Genomic DNA, 15,965 nt, shown 5'->3' on the forward strand with positions numbered 1-15,965 from the left:
ATGGGTCAGGGCGCCTCCGTCAGCACGGCTAGGACGGAGAGGCAGTCGCCCGCCTTGATCAGCCCGGGGACGTGGCGCGCGGCGAGGACGCCGTCCATGGCAGCGCGATATTCAGCCGGGGCGAGCCCGGTCCTGCCGACAGGGTAGAGCCGCGCGATCATCTCGCCCGCACGCACGGGCTCGCCGAGATCGCGCTCGAAGGCGATGAGCCCGTCTTCCCCGGCGAAGGCGAAGCAGTCGCTGGAGGGCATGTCGAGCCAGCGGGTCGGGGTAGTCTCGGGCGCTCCGGCGAGGATGCCGGCATGCTTCAGGAGATTGGCGGCGCCGCGCCGGGCGATGCCGATGCTGCGGGCGCTCGCGGTTCCGGCGCCACCGAGTTCGGTCGTGACGAAAACCTTGCCCATCTCCTCGACGGTGGTGTCGAACATGCCGACAGCGTCGATCTCCAGCATCTTCATCGAGTAGGGCGCGGAGAAGGCGGCGACCGCCGCAAAGCAGCGCGCCTCCTGTGCCTTGTCCGGCAGTTCGTGCGCCGCGGCATAAGGCAGGAAGTCGAGCGTCTTTCCGCCGGAATGGAAGTCGAGCACGATATCGGCGAGCGGCACGAGATGGCGTGTGACGTAGTCGGCGATCTTCTCGGTGACGCTGCCATCCGGCCGGCCGGGAAAGCTGCGGTTGAGATTGCCCTTGTCGATCGGAGAGGTCCGCGTCCCGGCCCGGAAGGCGGGATAGTTCAGCGCCGGCACGATGATGACCCGGCCCGAAACCTCAGCCGGATCGAGCACGCGCGCGAGCTCGAACAGCGCCGCCGGCCCTTCGTATTCGTCGCCATGGTTGGCGCCGGTCAAAAGCGCGGTCGGGCCGCTACCATTCGCGACGACGCAGATCGGGATCATCACCGAGCCCCAGGCGCTGTCGTCGCGGCTATAAGGCAGGCGTAAGTGACCATGCTGGACGCCTTGCGCCGACAGATCGATCGTGGGCGTCACCGGGGAGGGGCGGGGCGAGGCGGTCAGCATGCGCTCACGCCTTTACGAAGAGCTGGCGCGGCACGTTCGACAGGCATTCGACGCCGCTCTCAGTGATCGCGATGCTTTCGGTGATCTCGAGGCCCATATCTTCGAGCCAGAGGCCGGTCATGAAATGGAAGGTCATGCCGGGCTTGAGCTCGGTCCGGTCGCCGGGGCGCAGGCTCATGGTGCGCTCGCCCCAATCGGGCGGATAGGACAGCCCGATCGGATAACCCGTGCGGTTGTCCTTGATGATGCCGTACCGCTTCAGCACCGCGAAGAAGGCATTGGCGATGTCCTCGCAGGTGTTGCCAGGCTTGGCCGCGGCGAGACCGGCTTCCATGCCTTCGAGCGTCGCCTTCTCGGCGTCGAGGAAGGCTTGCGTCGGCTTGCCCAGGAAGACGGTGCGCGACAGCGGGCAGTGGTAGCGCTTATAGGCGCCCGCGATCTCGAAGAAGGTGCCTTCACCTGATCGCATCGGCTTGTCGTCCCAGGTCAGGTGTGGGGCGGAGGCATCGGCGCCCGAGGGCAGCAGCGGCACGATCGCCGGGTAGTCGCCGCCGAATTCGGTCGTGCCGCGAATGCCGGCATCGTAGATCTCGGCGACGAGGTCGCATTTGCGCATGCCGGGGCAGGCGACCTCGACGATGCGCTGGTGCATCAGCTCGACGATGCGGCCGGCCTTGCGCATGTAGTCGAGCTCGGTCTTGCTCTTGACCGCGCGCTGCCAGTTCACCAGCCCACCGGCATCCTTGAAGCGGGCATTCGGCAGATGCGTCTGCAGCGAGGCGAAGGCCGCCGCCGTGAAGTAATAATTGTCCATCTCGACGGCGATAGAGAGCTTGTCCCAGCCGCGCTCGGCGATGATCTGCGCCAGCAGATCCATCGGATGGCGCTCGGTCGACTGAACATAGTGGTCGGGATAGCCGATGATGTTGTCATGGCCGAGATAGGCGGTGCGCCTGGCGCCGTTCGCATCCTGCTTGCGGCCATACCAGATCGGCTCGCCGGTGGGCGGCACCAGCACGCACTGATGGACGTAGAACGACCAGCCATCATAGCCGGTGAGCCAATGCATATTGGACGGATCGGTGACGATCATCAGCTCGATACCGGCCCGCTCCATCGCGGCACGGGTCTTGGCGAGGCGCTCGGCATATTCCTCGCGCGTGAAATTCAGGGTCACAGTCACGCGGCGTCTCCCGCTTCGGCCTTGGTATTGATGGTCTGCCCGGCGCCAGCATTGCGGGCGCGGGCGGCGGCGAGATTGGCGATCGCCGTATCCTGCACGCCGGTGCCGGTCAGGTCGGCCAGGGTGATCTCGTCGGCGCGCGTCCGGCCGGCGCGTTTGCCGGCGATGACGTCGCCCAGTTCAGCGAAAGACTGGTCGTCCGTGGCGAGGCCGGCACGGATCGCTGAAGCGAGCTCGCCGAGGCGGCGCGTCTGCGTGAGGCGGTCGGCGACATAGGTGGCGCGGGCGAAGACGGCCGGGTCGATCTCGTTCTTGTGCTCGCTGTCGGAGCCCATTGCGGTGATGTGCTGCCCCGGCTCGAGCCAATCGGCCATCAGGATCGGCTGCTCGGCCGGCGTCGTGGTGACGATGACATCGGCGCCTCGCACAGCGGCCTGGGGATTGGGGAGGGCGGTGACGGGAATGCGGAGCTTGCGGGAGAGCTCGCTTGCGGCCTCGTTCGCCTTCTCCTGGTCGCGCGCCCAGATCCGTGCCTCGCGGATCGGCCGTACCAGCGCCAGCGCTTCGAGCTGGAGTCTCGCCTGCATGCCGGCGCCGAGGATGGCAGCGACCGCCGCATCCGGCCGGGCGAGATGGCGCGCCGCGACGGCGCCGGCCGCAGCCGTCCTGACATCGGTGAGGTAGCCATTGTCCAGGAGCAGCGCCTCGACCAGCCCGGTCCGGGTGCTGAACAGGATCATGAGCCCGTTCAGGCTGGGCAGACCGAGCTTGGGATTGTCGAAGAAGCCGGGGCTGACCTTGATCGCGAAACCGTCGAGGCCCGGCACATAGGCCGTCTTCACGTCGACCTCGCCGCGATACTCGGGGATGTCGAGCCGCAGGATCGGCGGCATGGCGACGGCCTTGGTCGCAAGCGCTGCGAAGGCTTCCTCGACACAGGCAACCGCGCTCAGATCGAGCCTGACGACGCGGCGCAGTTCCGCCTCGGTGAGGACGTGCATGCGGCTCATGCGGCGGCTCCGGAGACGATGCGCCGGTGCCCGGCGTCGTCGATATTGCGTCCCGAGACGATGATCGCCGTCGGCCCGTGCGGGCGGACCTTGCCGGCAAGCAGGGCCGCGATACCGACCGCGCCGGCCCCCTCGACGATCTCGCCTTCCTCGCGTGCAGCGTGGCGGATGCCCGCGGCGATCTCCGTCTCGCTCAGCAGCACGACTTCGTCGAGCAGGTCGCGGCACAGGGCGAAGGTGACACGGTTGGCAAGGCCGATACCGCCGCCGAGCGAATCCGCCAGCGTTTCCTCTTCGACCACCTCGACCGGCCGGCCAGCCGCGATCGCCGCGACCATGGCGGCGCCACGCTCCATCGAGATGCCGATGACACGAGCCTTCGGGCGCAACGCCTTGATCGCGGCTGCGATTCCACCGGCGAGGCCCCCGCCCGACAAGGGCACCAGCACCAGAGCGAGTTCGGGCAGGTCCTCGACCAGTTCGAGGCCGATCGTGCCCTGACCCGCCACGACATCCGGATGGTCGAAGGGCGGGATCGGAATGAGCCCTCGCTCTGCAACCTGCCGCTCGACCTCGATTTGCGCATCGTCCTGCGAGCGGCCGACGATGCGAATCTCGGCGCCGAGCGAGCGGATCGCCTCGACCTTGTTGGCCGGCACCAGCGCCGACATGCAGATCGTGGCGTGAAGGCCGAGTTCCCGGGCGGTGTAGGCAACGGCGCGGCCGTGATTGCCTGTGGACGCGGTCACGAGGCCGTGCCGGCGTTGTTCTTCGTCCAGTGCCAGCACCGCATTCATCGCGCCACGAAGCTTGAAGGCGCCGATCGGCTGGCGGGTTTCGAGTTTGAGGTGGACGGGCTGGCCGCAAAGGCGGCTCAGGGACGGTGAGGCGACGAGCGGCGTGCGCGCCACCCGGCCGGCGATGCGCGCTGCGGCGGCTTGGATGTCGGGCAGAGCGACCAACGCCGGCGGCGTGGCCAGGTGGTCTGCCTCGACGATTGCAAGATGCGGTTTGATCACCGTCATTCCCCTCTCGCTTGTCATGCTGCGAGGGAGAAAATTTCATGTCAATTATTATATTGTCATGATCCAATCGTGATATGCGCGTGCAGATGCCACGACGGCGCGGAAAGCCGCGCCGTCGGACGTCGCTGCCGCTCAACCGATCGCGCCGATATCGAAGACCGGCGGAAGCTGCTCGAAGGTCTGGCTCACGGTCGTCAGCGTCCGGGCCAGCAACTCATGGCTCACCCGCCCGCCGAGGCAGATGCGGATGCCGCCGCCATGGCCAGTGCCGGCCACGAAGGGATCGGACGGCGTCACCGCGATGCGCCTGTCGGCGAGCGAGCGGACCAGGCTGTCCTCGGTCCAATGCGCCGGCACCTTGAGCCAGGCGCAGAGCGAGAGCGGGTGGCTCGACGCGACATGGCTCCCGAGCGTCTCCGCGACGATGCGCTGGCGCGCCATCGCCTCCTTGCGCTGGATGGCGAGCAGCCTCTGCGCCGTGCCGTCCTCGACCCAACGCGTCGCGATCTCGGCCGGCAGATAGGTGCCGCTCCAGCTCGTGACGCGCAGGATCGAGGTGGCGCGGATCGAGTATTGCGGCGGCACGACCAGGTAGCCGACGCGCAGGCCGGTCAGCACCGCCTTGGTGAAGCTGGTGAGAAAGAAGCCGAGCTCGGGCAGCATCGCCGTGATCGAGGGCAACGGCTCCTCGATGAGCGGCTTGTAGACCTCGTCCTCGACGACGAAGACACCATGACGCTGCGCGATCTCGGCAATGGCGCGGCGACGCTCGGGTCCGGCGACATGGCTCGTCGGGTTGTTGAGCGTCGGGATCAGGACGAGCGCACGCACGCTGCCGGCACGGCAAGCGGCCTCGAACGCATCGGGGCGAATGCCCTCCTCGTCGGTCGGCAGACCCTTCAGGCTGAAGCCGAGGATGTTGGCGAGGCCGATGACGCCATGATCGGTCAGATTCTCGGTCAGGACGAGATCGCCGGCCCGGACCACGCAGGCCAGCGCCAGGAAGAGCGCATGCGCGGCACCGTTGGTGACCAGAACGCGCTCGACGGCCGTTTCGACGCCGAGCGGTGCAAGCCAGAGGCGCGCGGCTTCGCGATGGCGGTCGAGGCCGGCGATCGGCCGGCAAGGCCGCATGAAGGCGCCGTTGTCGTCCTCGGCCAAGGCCGCCAATGCCTGGCGCGAGGCCGTCTCATGCGCGTCGAGATAGACCCCGCGCACGATCGAGAGATCGACGACCTCTGTCGGGCTGCGGTCGAGCATCAGCCGCCCCGCCTGCTCGGTGACGCGGCTCTTCACGAAGGTTCCGCGCCCAACCTCGCCACTGAGATAGCCGAGGCGCTCGGCTTCCTTGTAGCTGAGGCTGACGGTCTGCACGGAGATGCCGAGCTCGCGCGCAAGGTCGCGATGCGTCGGCATCCGGTCCATCGGCTTCAGGACGCCGGCATTGATGTCGGCGATGATGCGCTCGGTCAGCGCGGCGTGCTTGGTCGCGCCCTTCTGCTTCGTCAGGGTGGGCTGCCACGCGACAGCCTTCTCCAGAGCTGGGGAGAGCCTGTTGCCCGAAGGCCGATCGGCTTGACGAAGCATGGGATTGTCTCGTTCTTAGGAAACATTGTTCATGACATTATGCACGCGCGGTCACCGAAGATGAAGCTCGATCCCATCGACCTCAAGATCGTCGCCGCTCTGCAGCGCGACGGCCGCATGACCAAGCTCAAGCTCGCCGAAACGGTCGCGCTGTCACCCGCCGCCTGCTGGGAGCGGCTGCGCCGGATGGAAGAGGCCGGCGTGATCAAGGGCTACACCGCGATCGTCGATCTGGAACCCGACACGCCACGCACCACGGTGATCGTCGAGATCAGCCTGAAGAGCCACCAGCAAGCGGATTTTCGCCGCTTCGAGGAGGCGGTGGCGAGGGAGCCTGCCATCGTCGCCTGCGACGCCACCGGCGGCGGCATCGACTACATCATGCGGGTGGTCGTTCCCGACATCGACAGCTATCAGCGCCTGATCGACCGGCTGCTCGAGCCCATGATCGGGATCGAGCGGTACTATACCTATGTCGTGACCAAGAGCATCCCGACCGCCCATGCGTATCTCCCTGGATAGCGATACGGCCAGGGCCTCGTCCGGGCGCATTTTGTGTCACCCGCAAATCGTGATCTTCTGGGGTAATGACAGTGGCAATACCAATCTCCGGTAAGCCAGACATCGCCGAACTCCTGGACTTGGTGCCGACCGGCAGATCCGGAATTGGCGACAAGCTCTACGAGGCGTTGACCAGCGCGATCGTGACCGGCGAGATCGCACCCGGCGAGAAGCTGAGTGAACCGGCGATCGCGCGCCGCCATGGAATCAGCCGGGCACCTGTCCGTGAGGCTATCCGCCGGCTGCAGGAGCGCGGCCTGGTCACCTACGTCGCCAATCAGGGCGCGCGCGTCGCGGAGCCCAGCGCAGCCGAATTCCTGGCGCTCCTCGATGTGCGCGAGGCGACCGAGGGCATGGCCGCCCGCCTGGCTGCCGAGAGCATGAACGACGAGGAGATCGCGGCGCTGGAGGCGCTGGTCCAGGGGCACCGCGGCGAGATCGAGCGCAATCCGACGGGCGCCTATCTCCAGGACGAGCCCGAAGCCGACTTCCATCGCCGGATCGCCAAGGGCAGCGGCAATCCTATCCTGGCCGAGTTGCTCTGCGAGCAGTTCTATCCGCGCCTGCGCCTGTGCCGGCGGCTGCATTCGACCGTGCCCGGCCGTGGCCGCGAAGCCTGGCAGGAGCATCTGAGGATCACGGAAGCGATCAGCCGCCGCGACGGCGAACTCGCCGAAATCCTGATGCGCCGCCATATCCGCGCGGCCCGGATGGCGCTCCAGACTGCGCTTGCGAGCGTGGAGACGGCACGGCCGGCCAAGCGCCGGCGCAGCCCGTCACCCTGAGCCGGACTTGCGTCGCTCCGCTGGCTGGTCAGCCTGCCGAAGCGGGCTGCTCACTGCCCGGTACAGCCTGCCGGCGCCGATAGGCGAGCAGCGGCGGCACCACGAGGACCAGCGCTGCAATGGCGAGCAGCGAGGCGGAGATCGGCGTGCCGACCAGCACGCTCCAGTCGTCCTGGCTGACCGCCAGGGCCCGCCGCAGCTGGATCTCGGCCTGCGGGCCGAGGATCAGGCCGATCAGCACGGGCGCGATCGGGAAATCATAGACGCGGGCGACATAGCCGATCAGCCCCAGCCCGCACATCAGGGCAAGATCCATCCACGAGGTCGAAAGCCCCCAGACGCCGACCAGCGCGAAGACGACGATGCCGCCATAGATGTAGTGGCGGGGGATCAGCAGCAGCCGGACCCAGATGCCGACCAGCGGCAGGTTGAGGATGAGCAGGATCAGGTTGCCGATATAGAGCGAGGCGATCAGGCCCCAGAGCAGATCGGGGTTGGTCGCGAACAGCATCGGCCCGGGCTGCAGCCCATAGTTTTGGAAGGCGGCGAGCAGGACCGCGGCCGTCGCGGTCGAAGGCAGGCCGAGCGTCAGCAGCGGCACGAGGATGCCGGCGGCGGCGGCGTTGTTGGCGGCTTCCGGCCCGGCGACGCCTTCGATGGCGCCATGACCGAATTCCTCCGGATGCTTCGACAGGCGGCGTTCCAGCGCATAGGACAGGAAGGTCGGGATTTCGGTGCCGCCGGCCGGGAGAGCGCCGATCGGAAAGCCGATGACGCTGCCGCGCAGCCAGGGCTTCCAGGAGCGCGCCCAGTCCTGCCGCGTCATCCAGTGGCCGCCGGAAAGCGGGTTGATCGCGGCCGGCGCCGAGGCGTGGCGGCTGGCGACATAGAACGTCTCGCCGATGGCGAAGAGCGAGACCAGCACGACCGTGAAAGAGACGCCGTCGAGCAGTTCGAGCATGCCGAAGACCATGCGCGTCTGACCGGTCTGGGTGTCGATGCCGATCGTTCCCAGCGCGAGGCCGAAGAACAGCGCGGCGAAGCCGCGCACCAGCGAGCGCCCCATCACCACCGCGACCGAGGTGAAGGACAGCACCATCAGCGCGAAATAGTCCTCGGGCCCGAAGACGAAGGCGAGCTCGGCGATGGCGGGGGCGAGGAAGGTGAGGGCGAGCGTGCCGACCGTGCCGGCGACGAAGGAGCCGATCGCCGCCGTCGCCAGTGCCGCGGCGCCGCGCCCCTTGCGCGCCATGCGGTTGCCTTCGATCGCGGTCATCACCGAGCCGCTCTCGCCCGGCGTGTTGAGCAGGATCGAGGTCGTCGAGCCGCCATAGAGCGCGCCGTAGAGGATGCCGGCGAACATGATGAAGGCCGAGGCCGGATTGACCTGCGCCGTCACCGGCAGCAGCAGCGCGATGGTCAAGGCCGGGCCGATCCCGGGCAGGACGCCGACTGCGGTGCCGAGCGCGCAGCCGATGAAGGCCCAGAACAGGTTGATCGGCTGGAGTGCGACGGCAAAGCCGCCGATGAGCTGGTTCAGGATGTCCATCAGGTCACCCGAGCAGCGGCAGGAAGCCGCCGAGGCTGATCCCGAGGCGGGAGAAGCCGAACCAGGCGGCAGCGCCCAGCACGAAGCCGATCGCGAGATCGAGGATGGTGCGGCGCGAGCCGAAGCCATGGGTTACGAGAGCGAAGGCCAGCATCGCCGTGAGTGGGAAGCCGAGCCAGCGCATCGTGAGCAGTGGAATGGCGACCCCCGCCAGCGCGAGCAAGAAGGCTGCGCGGGACGGCGGCGCCTCGGCCTCGTCATCGACGGCGCGGAAATCGCCGCGCAGCGCCTGCAGGATCAGAAGGATCCCGAGGAACACGAGACCGAGCCCGACGGCGAGCACGATTGCCGCCGGACCGAGACCGATATAATTCGTCGTCGAGGCGATGCCGCGCGCACCGTTGAGCCAGAGCGCGCCCATGATCGCGAGCGCCAGTCCAAGCCACCACGGCTTCGATCGGCGCCCTCGCGGCGGTGCCTCTTCGATTGCCGGCATGTGCGTCCGCTCCCTTGAACCGGATGTCGAACGGCACACGGCTAGGCACGCGTACCGTTGGCGAGAGGCTATTTCAGGATGCCGACTTCTTTGAGCGCGCTCGTCCAGTTCGCTTCCTCTTCCTTGAGGAAGGCATTGAACTTGTCGCCGGGGAGATAGGCGTCCTCCCAGCCCTGAGTCTTCAAAGTTTCCTTCCAGGCCGGTGTCTCATGCAGCTTGGCGAAGCGCTCGAGCCAGAGCTTCTTGGCACCGTCGCTCATGCCGGGCGCGCCGACGAAGCCGCGCCAGTTGCCGATCTCGACCGGGATGCCGGATTCCTTCAGCGTCGGCGCATTGATGCCGTCCACGCGCGTCGGCCCGGACACTGCGATGATCCGGATGCGCCCGGACTCGGCGAACTGACGGAACTCCGAGGCGCCCGAGATCGCTGCCTTGATCTTGCCGCCGCCGAGCGCGGCCAGAATCTCGCCGCCCGAGAAGGAGACGAAGTTGATCTTGGCGACGGGCGCGCCCGCTTGCTTGGCGAGGAGTGCCAGCATGACGTGGTCGGCGCCGCCGGCCGAGCCGCCGCCGACCGAGAGCGCGCTCGGATCGGCCTTGAGCGCCGCGATGAAATCCTGCGACGTCTTGATAGGCGAGTTCGCCGGCACCGCGATGGCGTTGTATTCGTTGGTCAGTCGGAGCAGGGGTGTCGTATCCGCCAGCGAAACCGGCGTCTTGTTGGTGATGACGCCGCCGACCATGATGACGCCGGTCACCAGCAGGGCGTTATCGTCGCCCTTGGCCGTGCGGACGAATTCGGCGAGGCCGATCGTGCCGGCCGCGCCGCCCTTGTTGGTGAAGGACGCACCGTCCGCGAACACCTTCGACTGGGCGAAAGCCGCCATGGTGTGGCGGCCGGCCCCGTCCCAGCCGCCGCCGGGGTTGGCGGGGATCATGACCTTCGCCGGATCGGCCGAGGCCGTCACCGCGCCGAGCGCGAGCACCAGCGCGCCAGCCATCGTCAAACGCTTCAGCATCGTTTTCTCCTCCCTTTGTCCGTTACGCCGCCTTGTCCGGTCGGTCGTCTCTTGCCGCGCCGGGCGCGGATGCGGGCAGCAGGATCACTCCGGCTGCCGCGATCGTCGTCATGCGCTGCGCTCGCGCGGCGGCATTCCCTCGGGGATGATCGTTTCAATGATCGAAGCGTCGAGCGCCTCGTACTCGTGCAGTCCGATCGCTCCGTACAATTCGGCGCGGGTCTGCATCTGCTCGACCATGGCGTGGGTGCCGCCATCGCGGGCGAGCGCGGCGTAGAGCTTTTCCTGCGCCTTGTTGGCGACCCGCAGCGACGAGACCGGCCAGATCACCATGCGGTAGCCCATCGCCTCGAACTCGTCGGCCGTGAAGAAGGGCGTGCGGCCGAATTCGGTCATGTTGGCGAGCAGCGGCACGCCGGGCACGCGCCGGGCGAACTCGCGGAACATCTCGGCCGTGTTCAGCGCCTCCGGGAAGATCGCGTCGGCGCCGGCCTCGAGATAGAGCTTGGCGCGGGCGACCGCGCCATCCATGCCCTCGCTCGCCGCAGCGTCGGTGCGGGCGACTAGGTAGAGGTGCCGGCGCGCCTTGGCGGCGGCCGCGACCTTGGCCGCCATGTCATTGATGTCGGCGAGCTTCTTGTCGTTGAGGTGGCCGCATTTCTTCGGCAGCAGCTGGTCCTCGATATGGACCGCGCCGGCGCCGGCCTCCTCGAAGACGCGCACCATGTGCATGACGTTCAGCGCCTCGCCATAACCAGTGTCGCCATCGACCAGCAGCGGCAGGCCGCTGGCACGGGCGATTTGGCGGATGAAGAAGGCGACTTCGTCGACGGTAATGATGCCGAGGTCAGGCAGGCCCATCGACGCAGTCATCGCCGCGCCCGAGAGGTACAAGCCCTCGAAGCCGGCGGCCTTGGCCTGCAGCGCGGCCATGCCGTTATGCGCGCCGGGCAGGCGCAGGATGCTGCCGCGCTCGATCAGCGCCCGGAAACGCTGGCCGGCCGGCTCGGAAGGCAGTTCGGAGGCGACGAGATAGGGCATGGGCGCTCAGCTGCAGTAGAGATCGACGTAGTCGTGGACCGGCATCGCCTCGAGCTTCGCCTGATTCAGCGAGACGTCGAGGATCTGGTGCTGGCGCTTCTCGACGAAGCGTCGGGCGAGATTGGTGCGGAACTTCGCCTCGAGCAGCGGGATGCCATCGGCACGGCGGCGCTTGTGGCCGATCGGGTACTCGACCACGAGCTCGGGCAGCACCGTGCCGTCCTTCAGCGTCACGGTCATGCCGTTGGCGATCGAGCGCTTGTCGGGGTCGTGGTAGTCGCGGGTGAAGGCGGGGTCCTCGACGCACTCGATCTTGTCGCGCAGCGCATCGATGCGCGGATCGGCGGCGACGTCGTCCTCGTAGTCGGACGCGGTGAGCCGGCCGAAGATCAGCGGCACGGCGACCATGTACTGGATGGTGTGGTCGCGATCGGCCGGATTGTGCAGCGGGCCGCTCTTGTCGATGATGCGGATGCAGGCCTCATGGGTCCGGATCCTGATCGAGGCGATATCGTCGCTGCTTCGTCCCGTCGCACGCAGCTGCTCCTGCACGCTCATCGCCGCTTCGACCGCGGTCTGGGAATGGAATTCGGCCGGGTAGGAGATCTTGAACAACACGTGCTCCATGACATAGGAGCCGTAGGGGCGCTGGAACTTGAAGCTCTGGCCGCGGAACGAGGCGTCGTAGAAGCCCCAGGTCTTGGCGGTCAGCGCCGACGGATAGCCCATCTCGCCGGTCTGGGCGATCAAGGCGAGCTTCACCGCCCGGCTCGTGGCATCGCCCGCCGCCCAGCTCTTGCGCGAGCCGGCATTCGGCGCATGGCGATAGGTCCGGAGCGCCTGGCCGTCGACGAAGGCCAGCGACAGCGCATTGACGATCTCGTCGCGGCTGAGCCCGAGCAGGCCCGCCACCACCGCGGTCGAGGCGACCTTGACCAGGATGACATGGTCGAAGCCGACCTTGTTGAAGGCGTTCTCCAGCGCCAGGCAGCCCTGAATCTCGTGGGCCTTGATCATCGCGGTCAGCACGTCGCGCATACTCAGCGGCGCCCGGCCGGCGGCGACCGCGGTTCGCGACAGCCAGTCGGCCACGGCGAGGATGCCGCCGAGATTGTCGGAGGGATGCCCCCATTCGGCCGCCAGCCAGCAATCGTTGAAGTCGAGCCAGCGGATCATGGTGCCGAGGTTGAAGGCCGCCTGGACCGGGTCGAGCTGATAGGGCGTGCCGGGGACGCGGGCGCCGTTCGGCACGACGGTGCCCGGGACAACCGGGCCGAGCAGCTTGGTGCAGGCCGGATACTCGAGCGCCTCGAGGCCGCAGCCGAGCGTGTCGATCAGGCAGTTGCGGGCGGTCTCGTAGGCGAGCGCGCTGTCGACGCGATAGCTCAGGACATAGTCGGCGATGTCGACCAGTACGCCGTCCGGGGCCGGCCGCTCGTTGTTGTTGAAGCTCGCCATCGTCAGGCCATTCCTCGCATCGCTCCGCTCGCTTTCTGCGACAGGCATTTATTGTCGACACAAATTGCACCGTAATTGATGTTTGACAAGCTTGATCGGATCATTAATCTCAAAATTGTCGACAATAATTGGTTAGTCGCAATCTGGCTCCGGCGCATGTCCGGGCATAGCCGGTCGCCAACGACAAAAACTAAAGGGCTGGAGGAAACCTGATGAGGACATCGATCGCCGTCTGTTGCGCCGTCATGCTGTCGGCAGCCGCGCAGGCGCAGCAGTTTCAGCCCCAGAACCCCGAATGCATCGCACCCGCCGCGCCGGGCGGCGGCTTCGACCTGACCTGCCGGCTGACCAGCCGCATGATGAACGAGACCGGGCTGGTCGGCCCGTCGATCCGCACCACCAATCTGCCGGGCGGCATCGGCGCGATCGCCTACAACAACATCCAGGCGCAGCGCGCCGCCGATCCGAACGTCATCGTCGCGGTCTCGACCGGTTCCTGGGTCAATCTCGCCCAGGGCAAGTTCGGCCGCTTCAACGAATCCGATGTGCGCTGGCTCGGCGCGATCGGCGCCGATTACGGCGTGCTCGCCGTACGCAAGGACAGCCGCTTCAAATCGCTCGGCGATGTCGTCGACGCACTGAAGAAGGACCCTGCTTCGGTCAAGGTCGGGGCTGGCGGCACGGTCGGCAGCCAGGACTGGATGAAGCCGGCGCTCGTCCTGAAAGCCGCCGGCGTCGACCCGCGCAAGATGCGCTATTTGTCCTATGAGGGCGGCGGCGAGGCCATAGGGGCGCTGATCGGCGGCCATATCGACCTTTTCCCAGGCGATGCCTCGGAGGTGCGCGGCCAGCTCGAGGCCGGCGAAATTCGGCTGCTGGCGACCTTCTCTGACAAGCGCCTGCCGGGAGCCTTCGCCGAAATCCCGACCGCGAAGGAGCAGGGCTACGACGTGCAGTGGCCGATTGTGCGCGGCTTCTATGCGCCCCCGAAGGCACCGGAAGCGTCCTATGCCTACTGGACGGGCATCCTCGCCAAGCTCAACGCCGACCCGCGTTGGCAGAAGGCACGCACCGAGCAGGGGCTGTTCGAGTTCGACATGATCGGGCCGGACTTCGACGCATTCGCCAAGAAGCGGACGGCCGATTTCCGCGCGCTGGCGATCGAGGTCGGTCTCGCCAAATAGCGCCGTACCTGCCCTCGAAGCCAAGGCAATGACGCCATGATCGACCGTCTGGTCGGATTGACCTGCATCCTGCTCGGCGGCGGAGCGATCTGGCACGCGCAGACACTGCATGTGCCGTTCGCCGCCGACCCTATCGGGCCGCGGGTTTTCCCCACCATCATCGGCGCCGTCCTGGTCCTGGCCGGCTGCGTTCTCGCGATCCGCCCGGGTAGGGTGGAGCTGGAATTCGGCACCTGGCCGCGTGCGCTCGCGGTACTCGCCGCGAGCCTGGTTTATCCACTCCTGCTCCTGCCGATCGGCTTCATCATGGCGACAGCGCTGTTGTGCTTCGTGGCCTCTCTCGCCTTCCATGCCAGGCCGCTTCCGGCCGCCGTCTCTGCCATTGCGACGGCCGTGGTCTTCTTCCTGCTGCTCGACAAGGTGCTCGACCTGCCGCTGCCGCGCGGGCCGCTGGGGATCTAGATGGACGCTTTGTCTGCCCTTTTGACCGGCTTCCAGGTCGCGCTCACCCCGCTCAACCTCGCCGTCGCCTTCGCCGGTGTCGCGCTCGGCACCGCGATCGGCGCATTGCCCGGCATCGGGCCGATCAACGCCGTGGCGCTGCTGCTGCCGCTGTGCTTTGCCCTGAAGCTGCCACCCGAGACGGCGCTGATCCTGCTCGCCGGACTCTATTACGGCAGCGGCTATGGCGGTCGCATCTCCTCGATCCTGCTCAACATTCCCGGCGATCCCGGGCTGGTGATGACGACGCTTGACGGTTACCCGCTGGCCAAGGCGGGGCGCGGCGCCGCCGCGCTGGCGATCAGCGGCATCGGCAGCTTCGTCGGTGGCACCAGCGCCGTCATCCTGATGACCTTCCTCGCCGTGCCGCTGGCGCGCCTCGCTTTGTCGTTCGGCCCGGCGGATTACGTCGCGCTGATGGTTCTGTCCTTCGCGCTGCTCGGCACGATGGGCGAAGGCAAGGCCGTAAAGACCTGGATCGCGGTCGCGCTCGGCCTGCTGCTCGCCATGGTCGGCATCGATGGCGGCTCCGGCGTCGAGCGCTTCACCTTCGGCTCACTCGAACTGCTCGGCGGCATCGATTTCACCAGCCTGACCATCGGTCTCTTCGCCGTCGCCGAAATCCTCGTCCTGGCAGAGGGGATGGTCAGCGGCGCCGTCTCGCGCACCGGCGATGGCGCCCGCTTGTCGCTGAAGGAGATCCGGTACTGCACGCCGGCCATGCTGCGTGCGAGCGGCCTCGGTTTCTTCCTTGGCGTGCTTCCCGGCACGGGCGCCTCGGTCGCCTCGGCCATGGCCTACACCGCCGAGAAGCGCATCTCCGACAAGGGCACCTTCGGCAAGGGCGACATGCGCGGCCTCGCAGCACCGGAAACCGCCGACAATGCGGCGCAGACCGCCTCGATGGTGCCGCTGCTGGCGCTCGGCATTCCCGGCTCGGGCACGACCGCGGTGATGCTGGGCGCCTTCCTGATGTACTCGATCACGCCCGGCCCGCTGCTGTTCACGCAGCGTCCGGAGGTCGCCTGGGGCCTGATCGCCTCGATGTACATCGGCAACCTGATGCTGCTGGTGCTCAACCTGCCGCTGGTCGGGCTGTTCGCGCGGCTGCTCCTGGTGCCGGCCTGGATTCTCTATCCCGGCATCCTCGCCCTGTCCTATGCCGGCGTCTATGCCGTCTCGAACTCGGCATTCGAGCTCATCATCACCACCGCCATCGGCGTCATCGCTTATGTGTTGCGGAAGGTCGGTATTCCGCTGATCCCGCTGCTCCTGGCCTTCGTCCTCGCCCGCCTGCTCGAGGACAATTTCCGCCGCGCGCTATCGCTTTCGGATGGCGGGTACGAGATCCTGTTCTCGACACCGACGAGCATCATCCTCTGGGTTCTGGCGCTCCTCGCCATAGCTTGGCCGCTCGTCGGGCAATTGCAGCGAGGCCGCGCTGCGGCTCCGAGCGAGATCTGAACGCCATCCTCCCCGTTCACGCTCAGCGTCACGCCGCCGAGGCCGCAAACCTTGGGACGACAGGCAAGAGCCGCTACCGCCGT

Annotated in this window: 15 protein-coding genes; 5 read left to right on the forward strand and 10 right to left on the reverse strand. The window is 67.3% G+C overall.

The genetic code is table 11. From position 1 onward, the window contains the following. Nucleotides 1–5 precede the first annotated feature (5 nt). The 5 genes from doeB to ACSQ24_RS11155 form a co-directional block, all read right to left on the reverse strand. Complete coding sequence (gene doeB / locus ACSQ24_RS11135) at nucleotides 6–1,019, reverse strand: N(2)-acetyl-L-2,4-diaminobutanoate deacetylase DoeB (protein WP_436094728.1); 1,014 nt, start codon at nucleotides 1,017–1,019, stop codon at nucleotides 6–8. Between the two features lie 4 nt (nucleotides 1,020–1,023). Beyond that, a complete protein-coding gene (gene doeA / locus ACSQ24_RS11140) occupies nucleotides 1,024–2,202 on the reverse strand; it encodes an ectoine hydrolase DoeA (protein WP_436094729.1) in 1,179 nt (392 codons plus the stop codon). Then, nucleotides 2,199–3,212 carry an ectoine utilization protein EutC gene (gene eutC, locus ACSQ24_RS11145; RefSeq protein ID WP_436094730.1) on the reverse strand — a complete coding sequence of 338 codons (1,014 nt, stop codon included), beginning with the start codon at nucleotides 3,210–3,212 and terminating at the stop codon, nucleotides 2,199–2,201. Before eutC ends, doeA begins: the two co-directional genes overlap by 4 nt. Then, nucleotides 3,209–4,237 (reverse strand): hydroxyectoine utilization dehydratase EutB, encoded by a 1,029-nt coding sequence (gene eutB, locus ACSQ24_RS11150; protein ID WP_436094731.1) that lies wholly within the window; start codon nucleotides 4,235–4,237, stop codon nucleotides 3,209–3,211. The genes eutC and eutB overlap by 4 nt, the downstream gene beginning before the upstream one ends. Before the next feature lie 132 nt (nucleotides 4,238–4,369). Continuing rightward, nucleotides 4,370–5,824 (reverse strand): PLP-dependent aminotransferase family protein, encoded by a 1,455-nt coding sequence (locus ACSQ24_RS11155; RefSeq protein ID WP_436094732.1) that lies wholly within the window; start codon nucleotides 5,822–5,824, stop codon nucleotides 4,370–4,372. 60 nt (nucleotides 5,825–5,884) lie between these two features. Here ACSQ24_RS11155 and ACSQ24_RS11160 point away from each other — a divergent pair, with 60 nt between their 5' ends. Further along, nucleotides 5,885–6,346 carry an Lrp/AsnC family transcriptional regulator gene (locus ACSQ24_RS11160; RefSeq protein WP_436094733.1) on the forward strand — a complete coding sequence of 154 codons (462 nt, stop codon included), beginning with the start codon at nucleotides 5,885–5,887 and terminating at the stop codon, nucleotides 6,344–6,346. 122 nt (nucleotides 6,347–6,468) lie between these two features. Further along, nucleotides 6,469–7,170 (forward strand): GntR family transcriptional regulator, encoded by a 702-nt coding sequence (locus tag ACSQ24_RS11165; protein WP_436094734.1) that lies wholly within the window; start codon nucleotides 6,469–6,471, stop codon nucleotides 7,168–7,170. 28 nt (nucleotides 7,171–7,198) lie between these two features. On the opposite strand, the gene ACSQ24_RS11170 is transcribed toward ACSQ24_RS11165, so the two are convergent. The 5 genes from ACSQ24_RS11170 to ACSQ24_RS11190 form a co-directional block, all read right to left on the reverse strand. Beyond that, the gene (locus tag ACSQ24_RS11170) at nucleotides 7,199–8,719 is read right to left on the reverse strand and encodes a tripartite tricarboxylate transporter permease (RefSeq protein ID WP_436094735.1); all 1,521 of its coding nucleotides are present in this window, start codon (nucleotides 8,717–8,719) and stop codon (nucleotides 7,199–7,201) included. Nucleotides 8,720–8,723: 4 nt separating this feature from the next. Next, a complete protein-coding gene (locus tag ACSQ24_RS11175) occupies nucleotides 8,724–9,215 on the reverse strand; it encodes a tripartite tricarboxylate transporter TctB family protein (RefSeq protein ID WP_436094736.1) in 492 nt (163 codons plus the stop codon). Between the two features lie 68 nt (nucleotides 9,216–9,283). Continuing rightward, complete coding sequence (locus tag ACSQ24_RS11180) at nucleotides 9,284–10,234, reverse strand: Bug family tripartite tricarboxylate transporter substrate binding protein (RefSeq protein ID WP_436094737.1); 951 nt, start codon at nucleotides 10,232–10,234, stop codon at nucleotides 9,284–9,286. Nucleotides 10,235–10,342: 108 nt separating this feature from the next. Continuing rightward, nucleotides 10,343–11,275 carry a methylisocitrate lyase gene (gene prpB, locus ACSQ24_RS11185; protein WP_436094738.1) on the reverse strand — a complete coding sequence of 311 codons (933 nt, stop codon included), beginning with the start codon at nucleotides 11,273–11,275 and terminating at the stop codon, nucleotides 10,343–10,345. Between the two features lie 6 nt (nucleotides 11,276–11,281). After that, nucleotides 11,282–12,733 (reverse strand): bifunctional 2-methylcitrate dehydratase/aconitate hydratase, encoded by a 1,452-nt coding sequence (locus ACSQ24_RS11190; RefSeq protein ID WP_436097874.1) that lies wholly within the window; start codon nucleotides 12,731–12,733, stop codon nucleotides 11,282–11,284. A gap of 212 nt (nucleotides 12,734–12,945) precedes the next feature. Here ACSQ24_RS11190 and ACSQ24_RS11195 point away from each other — a divergent pair, with 212 nt between their 5' ends. Genes ACSQ24_RS11195 through ACSQ24_RS11205 form a run of 3 tightly spaced genes read left to right on the forward strand, consistent with a single transcriptional unit; the run spans nucleotide 12,946 to nucleotide 15,882 of the window. Continuing rightward, nucleotides 12,946–13,917 carry a tripartite tricarboxylate transporter substrate binding protein gene (locus ACSQ24_RS11195; RefSeq protein WP_436094739.1) on the forward strand — a complete coding sequence of 324 codons (972 nt, stop codon included), beginning with the start codon at nucleotides 12,946–12,948 and terminating at the stop codon, nucleotides 13,915–13,917. Between the two features lie 36 nt (nucleotides 13,918–13,953). Then, nucleotides 13,954–14,379, forward strand: coding sequence for a tripartite tricarboxylate transporter TctB family protein (locus ACSQ24_RS11200; RefSeq protein WP_436094740.1), 426 nt, complete (start codon nucleotides 13,954–13,956; stop codon nucleotides 14,377–14,379). Further along, complete coding sequence (locus ACSQ24_RS11205; RefSeq protein ID WP_436094741.1) at nucleotides 14,380–15,882, forward strand: tripartite tricarboxylate transporter permease; 1,503 nt, start codon at nucleotides 14,380–14,382, stop codon at nucleotides 15,880–15,882. Nucleotides 15,883–15,965 lie beyond the last annotated feature (83 nt).

The organism is Allobosea sp. LjRoot237 (assembly GCF_964253285.1).
Classification (GTDB): domain Bacteria; phylum Pseudomonadota; class Alphaproteobacteria; order Rhizobiales; family Beijerinckiaceae; genus Allobosea.

Excerpts from the sequence above, each read along its gene's own strand:
- eutB (WP_436094731.1), bottom strand. The coding sequence starts at position 4,237 with ATGACGGTGATCAAACCGCATCTTGCAATCGTCGAGGCAGACCACCTG.
- eutC (WP_436094730.1), bottom strand. The coding sequence starts at position 3,212 with ATGAGCCGCATGCACGTCCTCACCGAGGCGGAACTGCGCCGCGTCGTC.
- ACSQ24_RS11170 (WP_436094735.1), bottom strand. The coding sequence starts at position 8,719 with ATGGACATCCTGAACCAGCTCATCGGCGGCTTTGCCGTCGCACTCCAG.
- ACSQ24_RS11200 (WP_436094740.1), top strand. The coding sequence starts at position 13,954 with ATGATCGACCGTCTGGTCGGATTGACCTGCATCCTGCTCGGCGGCGGA.
- ACSQ24_RS11180 (WP_436094737.1), bottom strand. The coding sequence starts at position 10,234 with ATGCTGAAGCGTTTGACGATGGCTGGCGCGCTGGTGCTCGCGCTCGGC.
- ACSQ24_RS11175 (WP_436094736.1), bottom strand. The coding sequence starts at position 9,215 with ATGCCGGCAATCGAAGAGGCACCGCCGCGAGGGCGCCGATCGAAGCCG.
- ACSQ24_RS11155 (WP_436094732.1), bottom strand. The coding sequence starts at position 5,824 with ATGCTTCGTCAAGCCGATCGGCCTTCGGGCAACAGGCTCTCCCCAGCT.
- ACSQ24_RS11195 (WP_436094739.1), top strand. The coding sequence starts at position 12,946 with ATGAGGACATCGATCGCCGTCTGTTGCGCCGTCATGCTGTCGGCAGCC.
- doeB (WP_436094728.1), bottom strand. The coding sequence starts at position 1,019 with ATGCTGACCGCCTCGCCCCGCCCCTCCCCGGTGACGCCCACGATCGAT.
- ACSQ24_RS11205 (WP_436094741.1), top strand. The coding sequence starts at position 14,380 with ATGGACGCTTTGTCTGCCCTTTTGACCGGCTTCCAGGTCGCGCTCACC.
- ACSQ24_RS11190 (WP_436097874.1), bottom strand. The coding sequence starts at position 12,733 with ATGGCGAGCTTCAACAACAACGAGCGGCCGGCCCCGGACGGCGTACTG.
- ACSQ24_RS11160 (WP_436094733.1), top strand. The coding sequence starts at position 5,885 with ATGAAGCTCGATCCCATCGACCTCAAGATCGTCGCCGCTCTGCAGCGC.
- prpB (WP_436094738.1), bottom strand. The coding sequence starts at position 11,275 with ATGCCCTATCTCGTCGCCTCCGAACTGCCTTCCGAGCCGGCCGGCCAG.